The sequence below is a fragment of the Acidimicrobiales bacterium genome, assembly GCA_036273495.1.
Lineage (GTDB): Bacteria > Actinomycetota > Acidimicrobiia > Acidimicrobiales > JAJPHE01 > DASSEU01.
Genome location: DASUHN010000381.1, coordinates 1 through 10,780 on the forward strand (window position 1 = coordinate 1; position 10,780 = coordinate 10,780).

Annotated in this window: 9 protein-coding genes; 3 read left to right on the forward strand and 6 right to left on the reverse strand. The window is 71.5% G+C overall.

From position 1 onward, the window contains the following. Window positions 1-249, reverse strand: a 249-nt coding sequence (locus VFW24_16600) for a histidine phosphatase family protein (GenBank protein HEX5268390.1), incomplete at its 3' end; no start/stop codon positions are given. Between the two features lie 132 nt (window positions 250-381). Between VFW24_16600 and VFW24_16605 the strand changes: the two genes are divergently transcribed. Next, on the forward strand, window positions 382-2,688 hold the full coding sequence (locus VFW24_16605) for a heterodisulfide reductase-related iron-sulfur binding cluster (GenBank protein ID HEX5268391.1): 2,307 nt from the start codon (window positions 382-384) through the stop codon (window positions 2,686-2,688). 9 nt (window positions 2,689-2,697) lie between these two features. Here the strand turns inward: VFW24_16605 and dcd are convergent, their stop codons facing one another. Both dcd and VFW24_16615 read right to left on the reverse strand, forming a co-directional pair. Then, window positions 2,698-3,273 carry a dCTP deaminase gene (gene dcd / locus VFW24_16610; GenBank protein HEX5268392.1) on the reverse strand — a complete coding sequence of 192 codons (576 nt, stop codon included), beginning with the start codon at window positions 3,271-3,273 and terminating at the stop codon, window positions 2,698-2,700. Between the two features lie 2 nt (window positions 3,274-3,275). Then, window positions 3,276-5,651 (reverse strand): xanthine dehydrogenase family protein molybdopterin-binding subunit, encoded by a 2,376-nt coding sequence (locus VFW24_16615; protein ID HEX5268393.1) that lies wholly within the window; start codon window positions 5,649-5,651, stop codon window positions 3,276-3,278. A gap of 65 nt (window positions 5,652-5,716) precedes the next feature. Between VFW24_16615 and VFW24_16620 the strand changes: the two genes are divergently transcribed. Next, window positions 5,717-6,760 (forward strand): LLM class flavin-dependent oxidoreductase, encoded by a 1,044-nt coding sequence (locus tag VFW24_16620; protein HEX5268394.1) that lies wholly within the window; start codon window positions 5,717-5,719, stop codon window positions 6,758-6,760. Window positions 6,761-6,813: 53 nt separating this feature from the next. Here the strand turns inward: VFW24_16620 and VFW24_16625 are convergent, their stop codons facing one another. From VFW24_16625 to tsaA, 3 genes are all read right to left on the reverse strand, one after another. After that, window positions 6,814-7,413 carry a CGNR zinc finger domain-containing protein gene (locus VFW24_16625; GenBank protein ID HEX5268395.1) on the reverse strand — a complete coding sequence of 200 codons (600 nt, stop codon included), beginning with the start codon at window positions 7,411-7,413 and terminating at the stop codon, window positions 6,814-6,816. Next, a complete protein-coding gene (locus VFW24_16630) occupies window positions 7,413-8,921 on the reverse strand; it encodes a glycosyltransferase family 39 protein (GenBank protein HEX5268396.1) in 1,509 nt (502 codons plus the stop codon). Before VFW24_16630 ends, VFW24_16625 begins: the two co-directional genes overlap by 1 nt. 130 nt (window positions 8,922-9,051) lie before the next feature. Further along, on the reverse strand, window positions 9,052-9,471 hold the full coding sequence (tsaA, locus tag VFW24_16635) for a tRNA (N6-threonylcarbamoyladenosine(37)-N6)-methyltransferase TrmO (protein HEX5268397.1): 420 nt from the start codon (window positions 9,469-9,471) through the stop codon (window positions 9,052-9,054). Window positions 9,472-9,591: 120 nt separating this feature from the next. Between tsaA and VFW24_16640 the strand changes: the two genes are divergently transcribed. Continuing rightward, window positions 9,592-10,780 (forward strand): molybdopterin cofactor-binding domain-containing protein (locus tag VFW24_16640; GenBank protein HEX5268398.1); only part of this gene is annotated, 1,189 nt, incomplete at its 3' end.

Below are 10,780 nucleotides of genomic sequence, written 5' to 3' on the forward strand. Positions count from 1 at the left end.
GATGCGGGCGGTGGTCAGGCCCTCGTACTCCCCGTACCACCACTCGGCCAGGTCCTGGTCGACCCGGGCCCCGTCCCCCTGCCCGGCCAGGGCGCACGTCTGGCGGGCGCGCGTGCGGGGGCTGGTCAGCACGGCGGCCAGGCGCCGCCCCCGCAGCCAGCGCCCGACGGCGCGGGCGCCCTCCTCGCCGTCGGGGGTGAGCGCCAGATCGGTCACCGACGTGTGGCGCGCCCGGGCCGACCACTCCACTCCGTGGCCCCGTGGCGGACGAGGATCACGTCGCCCATCGCCGCAGTTTCGCCCGAAAGGGCCGCTAGGGGCGCTGGCTAGACTCCCGCGCCGCTCGCCGGCCGGGCGGCGGCGGAAGGAGCGCAGGGAGCCTTGATCGTTCTCAGACTGGCCATCGGGTTCGGCCTGTTCTTCGTCGCCGCGGCCATCGCCCTGGCCCGGCTGTGGCACCTGCTGCAGATGGTCAGGATCGGCCAGCCGGCGCCGGAGCGGCTGCAGAACGTCCCCCGGATGGTGTGGGCGCAGATGCAGGACGTGTTTGCGCAGCGGAAGCTGCTCAAGCGACCGGTGCCCGGCCTGGCCCACTTCTTCACCTTCTGGGGCTTCGTGATCCTGTTCCTCACGATCATCGAGTCCTTCGGGGACCTGGCCCGCTACGACTTCGCCATCCCCGGCATCGGGCGCAACGCCGGCCTCGGCTTCCTCGAGGACTTCATGACCTCGGCGGTGCTGGCCGCCCTGCTGGTGTTCTCGGTCATCCGCATCGTCCAGTCCCCGCACCGGATCGAGCGGAAGTCGCGCTTCTACCGGTCACACACCGACGCGGCGTGGATCACGCTGTTCCTGATCTTCCTGGTGATGGCCACCCTGGTGATGTACCGGGGCGCCCAGACCCAGACCGGGCACTTCCCTTACAGCCACTGGGCCTTCCTGTCCTGGTGGGCGGGGGACCGCCTCTCGTGGTTGAGCCACGGGGCGCTCCTCAACGTGGAGACGGCCTTCGTGCTCGGCCAGGTGGCATCCGTCGTCGGCTTCCTGGTCTTCGTCGTCTACTCGAAGCACCTCCACATCATCACCGCCCCCCTGAACGTCAGCTTCTCCCGCCGCCCCAAGGCCCTCGGCCCCCTGGACACCACCCCGAGCCTGGACTTCGAGACCATGGCCGAGGACGCCGTCATCGGCGCCGGCCACATCCAGGACCTCAAGTGGAAGCAGCTGCTCGACCTCATCACCTGCACCGAGTGCGGCCGGTGCCAGGACCAGTGCCCGGCCTGGAACACGGGCAAGCCCCTGTCCCCGAAGCTGTTGATCCTCGACCTGCGCGACCACCTCTTCGACCGCTCCCCGGTGCTCCTCGGGGGGGCGGCCGGCAACGGGTCGTCCGGCAACGGCTCGGGTGGCGGCTCCTCCGGTGACGGTGCGTCCGCCGGCGCCGGCCACCGGGAGCCCGAGGCCCGCCTCGTGCCGAACATCATCGACCCCGACGTCCTGTGGTCGTGCACCACGTGCGGGGCGTGCGTCGAGCAGTGCCCCGTCGACATCGAGCACGTCGACACCATCGTCGACATACGCCGCTACGAGGTGCTGATGGAGTCGAGCTTCCCCACCGAGGCCGGGTTGATGCTGCGTAACATCGAGAACCAGGGGGACCCGTGGGGGATGGGCTCCAGCAAGCGACTCGAGTGGACCGAGGCCCTGGACTTCGAGATCCCCGTGGTCGACGGCAGCATGCCGACCGACGCCGAGTACCTGTTCTGGGTGGGCTGCGCCGGCGCTCTCGACGAGCGGGCCCGCAAGACGACCCACGCCGTGGCCCGGCTGCTGCGGCGCGCCGGCGTGTCGTTCGCCATCCTCGGCCCGGCGGAGTCCTGCACCGGTGACCCCGCCCGCCGCCTGGGCAACGAGTACCTCTTCCAGATGCAGGCGCAGATGAACGTGGAGACCCTCAACGGCGCCGGGGTCAAGAAGATCGTGGCGTCCTGTCCCCACTGCTTCAACTCACTCGGGCGCGAGTACCCCGCCCTCGGCGGGACCTTCGAGGTGCTCCACCACACCCAGGTGTTCGCCGATCTGGTCAAGCGAGGCCTGCTCAACCCGACCACCCCGTTCGACGCCAAGGTCACCTACCACGACCCGTGCTACCTGGCCCGCCACAACGATCTCTACTCGGCGCCGCGCGCGGTCATCGACTCCGTTCCCGGTGTGAGCGCCGTCGAGATGCACCGCCACCAGAAGCGCACCTTCTGCTGCGGCGCCGGCGGCGCCCGCATGTGGATGGAGGAGAAGATCGGCAAGCGGATCAACCTCGAGCGCACCGACGAGGCCCTGGGCACCGGCGCCGACGTGGTCGGCACCGCCTGCCCGTACTGCATGATCATGCTCGACGACGCCGTTCGCCAGCGGCAGTCGGAGGGCGCCACCCCCGAGTCGACGCGGGTCCTCGACGTGGCCCAGATCCTCGAGACCTCGCTGGGAGAGCCGGCTCTGGCGACCGTCGGCGCTCCCGCCGAGACCGGCACGGTCCAGGTGGCCGGGACCACACCCCAGGAGGTGGCCCCGCCGCCCGAGGCCACCGCCGCCGACGAGCAGGCGCCGGGAACCGACACCGGGCCCCACACCGACACGACCAGCGACGTCGGCGAGGAACCGCCGCTCTCCTCGGACGGTGGCCACACCTGACCCGAAGGCTCAGGTGTGGCGGGGCCGGAAGTTCTCGAAGTAGCGGCTCGGCGTCGGGCCCCGCTGGCCCTGGTACTTGGACCCGGTCTCCTTGGACCCATACGGGTGCTCGGCCTCGGTCGTCATCTGCAGGAAGCTGATCTGGCCGATCTTCATCCCGGGGTAGAGCGTGATCGGCAGGTTGGCCACGTTCGAGAGCTCGAGCGTGAGATGACCGTCCCAGCCTGCGTCGACGAAGCCCGCGGTGCTGTGAATGAGGAGCCCCAATCTTCCGAGAGAGCTCTTGCCCTCCAGACGGGCCACGAGATCCTTGGGCAGGGCCACGCGCTCGAGCGTCGATCCGAGCACGAATTCGCCCGGGTGGAGGATGAAGACGTCCTCCGGCGCGATCTCGACCAGCTCGGTCAGCTCCTCCTGGTCCTGTCTGACGTCGATGTACGGCATCGTGTGGTTGCGGAAGACGCGGAAGAACCGATCGATGTGCAGATCGACGGACGACGGTTGCACGCACGACTCATCGAACGGCTCGATGATGATGCGACCGGCCTTCAACTCCTGGCGGATGGAACGGTCGGAGAGAACCATGGTCAGATATCCGCCCGGACGGCGGCCGGGCCACCCGCAGGCGCACGGTCGGGGAGGCGGTCGAAGACGTCGGGGGGCTCCCGCCACGCGTCGTTGCGGCCGGCCCGAGCCTCCTGGATGGCGGTCCACACCCGCTCCGGGGTGCAGGGCATGTCGACGTGGCGCACGCCGAGGTGGCTGAGGGCGTCGACGACGGCGTTCTGCACCGCCGGCGTGGACCCGATGGTCCCCGACTCCCCGATGCCCTTGGCCCCCAGCGGGTTCATCGGGGAGGGGGTCTCGGTGTTGGCCGTCTCGAAGAACGGGACCTCGGCGGCCGACGGCATGGCATAGTCGGCCAGGGTGGCGGTGCGGGGGTTGCCGTCGGCGTCGAACACCATCTCCTCCCACAGCGCCTGGGCCATGCCCTGGGCGATGCCGCCGTGCTGCTGGCCGGTGACGAGCAGCGGGTTGATGATCCGCCCGCAGTCGTCCACCGCCACGTGGCGCAGCGGGCGCACGAGGCCGGTCTCGGTGTCGACCTCCACGACCGAGACGTGGGCCCCGAACGGGAAGGACGCCCCCGCCTGCTCGAAGTCGAGCTCGGAGACCAGGGGGTGGCCGTCGGCGGCGGCCGTCCGGGCCACGTCCGACCAGGCGAGCGCCCGGGAAGGGACGCCGGCAACGCCGAGACGGCCGTCTTGGCCCAGAGTGATGTCGGCGGGATCGGCCTCCAGGAGGCCGGCGGCCACGTTCCGGGCCTGCTCGAGCACGGCGTCGGCGGCCTGGCCCACGGCGCTGCCCGCGATCTGCAGCGAGCGCGACCCGCCCGTCCCGGAGCCCCGCGGCACCAGGCTCGTGTCGGACTGGACGAAGCGGATGCGCTCGATCGGTATGCCGAGGCGGTCGGAGACGATCATGGCGAAGGACGTGGCGTGGCCCTGGCCGTGGGCCGAGGTTCCGGCCTTGATGGTCGCGTCCCCGTCGGGGTGGACCTCGACCGAGGCGTACTCGCTGGACATCCCGCCGGCGGTGACCTCGACGTAGCATCCGACACCGATCCCGAGCTGGAGCCGCTCCCCCCGCTCCCGCCGGGCCGCCTGCTCGCGACGGAGGTCCTCGTATCCCGAGAGCTCCACCGCCTTGGTCAGGGCGGCGTCGTAGTCCCCGCTGTCGTAGTTGGCTCCGGTCAGCGTCTTGTACGGGAACTCGTCGGGGCCGATGAAGTTGCGCCGGCGGATCTCGACCGGATCGATGCCGAGATCGTCCGCCGCCAGGTCGATGATCCGCTCGAGGAGTGCGGCCGCCTCGGGCCGCCCCGCCCCCCGGAACGCACCCATCGGCGTGGTGTTGGTCAGGGCGGTGGCCACCTCGAAGACGATCCTCGGGATGTGGTACACGCCCTGGGCCATCAGGCGCGTCGAGCCCATCGCCAGCATGCCCCCGAAGCCGGCGTAGGCGCCCCCGTCCCCGACGACCCGGCAGCGCATACCGGTGATGACGCCGTCCCGGGTCAACCCCATCTCCACGTACTGCACCTGGCCCCGCCCGTGGGGCATGGCCACCAGGTTCTCCGAGCGGGTCTCGACCCACTTGACGGGACGGCCGAGACGGCGGGCGGTGGCGATGGCGGCGCTGTGGTCACCCGCCAGCCCGGCCTTTCCGCCGAAGCCCCCGCCGACGTGGGGGGCGATCACGCGCACCCGCTCCCGGTCGACCCCTAGCACCTCGTGGACCAGGCGGGCGAAGGCGTGCGGCATCTGGGTGGACACGTAGATGGTGAGGTCGAGGTCCTCCCCGGGCGGGTCCGGGACCACGGCTATGGCGTTGCCCTCCAGCGGCAGGACCGCCACCCGCTGGTTCACGAAGCGGCCCCGCACCACGACCTCCGCCCCCTCGAGGGCGTCGGACCCGACACGGGCCTTCAGCGAGCTCGACAGGTTGCTCCCCAGCTCCTCGAACTGGAGGGGAGCCCCCTCCGCCAGCGCCTCCTCGGGATCCACGGCGGCCGGCAGGGGGTCGTAGTCCACGGCCACCGCCTCGGCGGCGTCGACCGCGGCCTGCTGGGTCTCGGCCGCCACCACGGCGACGATGTCCCCGACGAAGCGCACCTTCTCCGAGGCCAGGGGGGGCCGGGCGCAGGCCGGGTTGGTGGGGAAGAAGGGGTGGTGCGGGGCCAGTCCCAGGTCGGCGGCGACGAGCACGGCCACCACACCGGGCATCTCCGTGGCGGCGGACGTGTCCACCGACCTGATGCGGGCGTGAGGGAGCGGGGAGCGGACGTAGGCCAGCCGGAGTGCGCCGTCGATCCGGATGTCGTCGACGTAGCGGCTCTGGCCGACCAGGAGCTCGGGGTCCTCGACCCTGCGGACGGCGTTTCCCAGGATGGAACCCGGCATCGGGGCAGAGTACGCGGCGGGGGCGGTCGGGAAGCCAGGGGGCCGGGGCGTGGTTGCCTGGGGACGTGAGCCTGACTCCGGCCGTCCCGCTCTCGGTCCTCGACCTGGCCCCTGTCCCGATGGGCAGCAGCCCGGGTGACGCCCTGCGGAACTCGGTCGACCTGGCCCGGACCGCCGAGCGGCTCGGCTACCGGCGTCACTGGGTGGCCGAGCACCACAACATGCGCGGCATCGCGGCGTCGGCGCCGGCGGTCCTGATCGGGCACCTGGCCCAGGTCACGACCACCCTGCGGGTCGGCTCGGGTGGCGTGATGCTCCCGAACCACCCCCCGCTGGTCGTCGCCGAGCAGTTCGGGATGCTCGAGGCGCTGCACCCGGGGCGGATCGACCTCGGCATCGGGCGGGCGCCCGGCACCGACCCCGCCACCGCCGCCGCCCTCCGCCGCTCCCCGGCCGCCCTCGGTGCCGACGACTTCCCGGAGCAGCTCGGCCAGCTGGTCGCCTTCTTCCAGGGCACCTTCCCCGACGACCACCCCTACCGCCACATCCACGCCGTCCCCGGGGAGGGAAACATGCCGGCGCTCTGGCTCCTGGGATCGAGTGGCTACAGCGCCCAGGTGGCGGGGCTGCTCGGGCTGCCGTTCGCCTTTGCCCACCACTTCAGCCCCGAGAACACCGAGCCGGCCGTGGCCCTGTACCGGACGAGCTTCCGGCCCTCGGTGGTGCTCGAGGAGCCGTACGTGATGCTCGGGGTCAACGTGGTGTGCTCCGAGAACGACGAGCGCGCCCGGTGGCTGCACGGGCCGGGGAAGCTGCAGATGCTGCGCCGGCGCACCGGGCGCCCCGGGCGCATGTCGAGCCCCGCCGAGGCCGCCGCCCACGACTGGGCGCCGGGGGAGCAGAGGCTGGCCGACAGCCTGGTGGCCCATCACGTGGTCGGGGGAACGGACACGGTCCGGGCCGGGCTCGACGGCCTCCTGGACCGAACCGGCGCCGACGAGCTGATGGTGACTACCAACCTGTTCGACAACCCCGACCGGGTCCGCTCCTACGAGCTCCTGGCCGAGGTGGCCGGCCTGCGATCCGGACCGGTGGCGGTCACCTCGTAGCGCGACGGGAGGGCTGTCCGTGGGCCGCGCCCGCCCCACGACAGGGACGCGCATCAGCCTCTGGCTCGTTTGCCGGCGCGGTGTCTGCGGACCCGCATCAACGTCCCGCAGGGCTGCACCGAGCAGTAGACCTTCGATCGATTGAGCGTGTCGTCGAAGAACATCCAGCTGCAGTTCGGGTTCCGACAGATCTTGAGCCGCTCGGGCTGGCCGGTGGAGATCAGGATCACGGCTGACACCGTTACGGCGGCGACGAGCGAGGCCCCGTCCCGTTTCGTCGGCTCGGTGTACACGACCGCACCCTGGTCGGGCCCCGGCTTCACCCGGTTCCGCAGGGAGACCTGCCTGACCCCGGCGTCGAGCCGGGCGACAGCAGCCGGCCCGACCGTTCCCTCTCGGGCCCACTCCTCGAGAGTCGACCGGAGCAGCGTGCGTGCCGATCTCAGCCTGGTCAGGGGAAAGGGCGCCCCTTGCGCCAGAGCGAGGTCGTGGCGAGCCATGAACCAGGCCTGCCAGTCGCGGTCGGGGAGCCGGTCCAGGGCCTCTTCCCCGGGTTCCAGATAGTGCGCAAAGGCGCTGTTGACCAGATCAAGGCATGCGTACTCGCTCGACTCCCTCGGGATGAGCCGCTCGGTGAGTCGAGGTTCGGGCATCAGCCGTAGCGCCGGACCTCGGGCCACAACTCCGCCCACGGCCTGGTCGGCCCATCGGCTATCCAGACGCCGACACCCTCCTCGTCGTTGTTCACGTGGAGGCCGTTGTCGAGCCGCCCGGCCGGGCGGACGGACGTGAACATCCGAGCGAGCAGCTGGGGCCGCAGTCCGACAGCGACCACGGTCGTTGCGTCCTGCGGAGGCGGTCCCCAGAGCCAGTAGGCGTTGTGGCCACTGTAAGCCGGGGGTAGCCCCAGGCTGCGGCCGTACCGGTCGACGGCCCCGGCCTCGCCGTAGTTGCGGGTGAGGATGATCGTCGTCGCTCGTGATCCGGTGGGAACCGTCCGGTAGGCCGCGGCGATCTCGTCGACGTACCGGGGCCAGGCGACCGTCTCGCCGACGTCATAGTCGATCGCCACGATCGGGGTGGCATGCAGGGTAGCAACGGGGAGGAGCGGGAGCGTGATGACCGCATCGGCGGCGAGGGCAACCGCCACCGCCGCGCGGACGCTCCACCTGCGCGCCACCGGGCTGGCCCGGCGGGTCCACCGCACCGTGGGCTCGGCACCCGCCGCGATCAGAACGGGGAACATCGCCGCCAGGTAGTAGGGCTTTCCGGACGTCACGAGAAACGCCACCAGGAGCAGGACGTACGCCAGTCCCAGCGGGCGGGCCCACCGGATTCGTCGGTCGCGGAACAGCCGCACCATGCCGGCCAGCCAGATCGGCACCAGGGGAGGGCTGCACAGGACGAACTGAAGGACCACGACCTGCCAGCGCGGCGCCGACGTGCCCGACTGTCCCCGGGCGATCGCCCGGGCCACGTCGAGTTGGGGCCAGTGGTGGACCGCCTGCCAGACGAGGTACGGCGACCACAGCGCGCCGGCCAGCACCGCTCCCCCGACCGCCCACGGCGACGCCAGCGATCGACGCGGGCCGAGGACCACGGCCCCGGCCACGATCGCGACGGCCAGGAAGGCGACGAGGTCGCTGTCCAGCAGCCCCACGCCGGTGACCAGCCCGAAGGCGAGCCACCAGCGACCGTTGCCGGACCGGAGGGCCCGGACAGCGATCAGTGCCATGGCCGCCCAGCACGTGAGCAGGAAGGTCGTCGTGCTGAGGAGGTGCCCGGTGGCGAGAAGGATGTTCGAGGCGCCGATCGCCGATGCGGCCAGGACCTGACCGGTCCGGCCGGCGCCGAGCTCCCGCGCCAGAGCCGCCGTGATCACCACGGTCCCCGCCGCCGCCAGCTCCGACGGGATCCTGAGGACACTCACCGAGGTCGCCGACACGGCGGACATGACCCGGGCAAGGGCGGGGACCAACGGCGGTTGGTCCGGGTAACCCCAGGCCAGGTGCCTGCCGCAGGCCAGGAAGTACAGCTCGTCCCGGTGGTACCCGTACCGACCGGAGAGGACCACGAGCACCCCGAGCACGACGGCGGCGACGGCCAGCGTCGGGACGAGGGCCAGGGAGGGCCTCTGTGCCGCCGGATCGTCGTGACTCACGGTCGCGCCAGCTCGTCGTCTCAGGGGGTGCCTCGTTCCGGGGAGGAGGACGTAACGTGCTATTTCGGCTTATGCCCGTTACCACCCCGCCTCGAACCCCTCCCCGGCATCGCCGACCCGGGCTCTGATGTCACCGGTCCTCCCTCTGGGGGAGGACGGGCTTCACGTCGAGAACAGGCGTACCGTCGACGGCCTCCATCTGGTCGATCTGGACCCGGGGGCCGTCGACGGCAAGCACGGTGACCTCCTGGAGCCCGATGGGGTTCGGCCTGTCCGGGGACCGGGTGGTGAAGACGCCCAGTTGGGAGCGGCCCGGATCGTTCCGGGGACGGGTGCGCAGGACGTCACGGCGGGCGAGGCCGAGCCAGGTCACCACGACGATCCGGGCCCCGACCCCGAGCCCTTGGAGTCCCTCGGCGAACCGGTCCTCGATCACCAACCAGGCGTCGGGTGCGCCCTCGTCGCCCTGGCGGGGGGCGTCGGCGCGGTCCACCAGCGTCGAGGTGACGACGCCTATCGGTTCCAGCTCGATCAGCTCCGGCCGCGTCATCCGGGCACCCCCCTCTCTCCCGGTCCCGGACGGGGAAGGTAGCCAGGACCGCAAGAAGGAACCGGTCAAATCGTTCTAATCTCCGCGGGCCAGTCGATCCGTGGAACGGAGGGGAGACCGATGATGGAGCCGGGAGCGGGGACGCGGGGAAGCCCCGCCGGGCGGCCCGTCATCCCGCGGCGCCGGTTCCTCGGCTACCTGATCGCCGGACCGACCCTGGCCGCCGCCGCCCCCCTCGGGGTGGAGCTGCTCCGGGCCCCGGCCGCGGCCTCGGTCCCGTCCCTGGAGCCATCCGATGTCTACGACCTGAGCGACCTGCTCACCGACGCCGCCCGCCCGACCTCCGGGCTCATCGTGGTGCGGGTGAACCCTGACGGAACGGCGTCCTTTGCCCTGCCGAGGGCGGAGGTCGGACAAGGGATCACGACGGCGGTGGCCATGACCATCGCCGACGAGATGGACCTGCCCCTCGAACGGGTCCACGTCACCCTGGCCGACGCCCGCCCCGAACTGGTCTGGAACCAGCTGACCGGGGGATCCAACACGATGCACGCCATCTACACCCCGGTGCGGGTGGCAGGAGCGATCGCGCGGGACCAGCTGGTCGCAGCGGCGGCCGCCCTCCTCGGGGTCCCCGCCGCCGACCTGTCGACCGATGCAGGCGTCGTGCGGGCCCCGGACGGCCGCACCGCCACCTACGGGCAGCTGGCCTCCTCGGCCGCGTCCACCACGACGTCGGCGGTCAAGGTGACGCTCAAGGACGAATCGCAGCTCAAGGTGGTCGGCACACCCCGGAACCGGATCGACGCCCTCGACATCGTCACCGGGCGCAAGACCTTCACCATGGACCTCGACCTCCCCGGCGCCCTGCCCACCATGGTGTGCCGACCCCCGACCATCAACGGCGCGGTAGGCACCGTCCACAACCTCGATCAGGTCAGGAGCATGCCCGGGATCACCGACGTGGCCGTGGTCCCGACGGGCGTGGCCGTCCGGGGGGCCACGTTCGGTCAGTGCATCGACGCGGTCGACGCCCTGCACGTGACGTGGCGGCCGGGCACCGCCGAGGGCAAGTCCGACTCCAGCGTGCTGGCGGAGCTGAAGGCGGCCGAGCTACCCCTGGCCCCGAATCTCGACCCGCTGGCCCGGACGGTGGACCGGAGCTTCACCTTCCATTTCGTGAGCAACAGCCCACTCGAGACCAACTGCGCCATCGCCGACGTCCGATCCGATGAGGCGGAGATCTGGTCCAGCCTCAAGTCACCGATCGTGGCGCAGCAGACGATCGCCCAGGCGCTCGGGCTCCCCC

Bases quoted from the DNA above. Each gene is read 5' to 3' on its own strand.
- tsaA (HEX5268397.1), bottom strand. From the start codon at position 9,471: ATGACGCGGCCGGAGCTGATCGAGCTGGAACCGATAGGCGTCGTCACC.
- VFW24_16625 (HEX5268395.1), bottom strand. From the start codon at position 7,413: ATGCCCGAACCTCGACTCACCGAGCGGCTCATCCCGAGGGAGTCGAGC.
- VFW24_16615 (HEX5268393.1), bottom strand. From the start codon at position 5,651: ATGCCGGGTTCCATCCTGGGAAACGCCGTCCGCAGGGTCGAGGACCCC.
- dcd (HEX5268392.1), bottom strand. From the start codon at position 3,273: ATGGTTCTCTCCGACCGTTCCATCCGCCAGGAGTTGAAGGCCGGTCGC.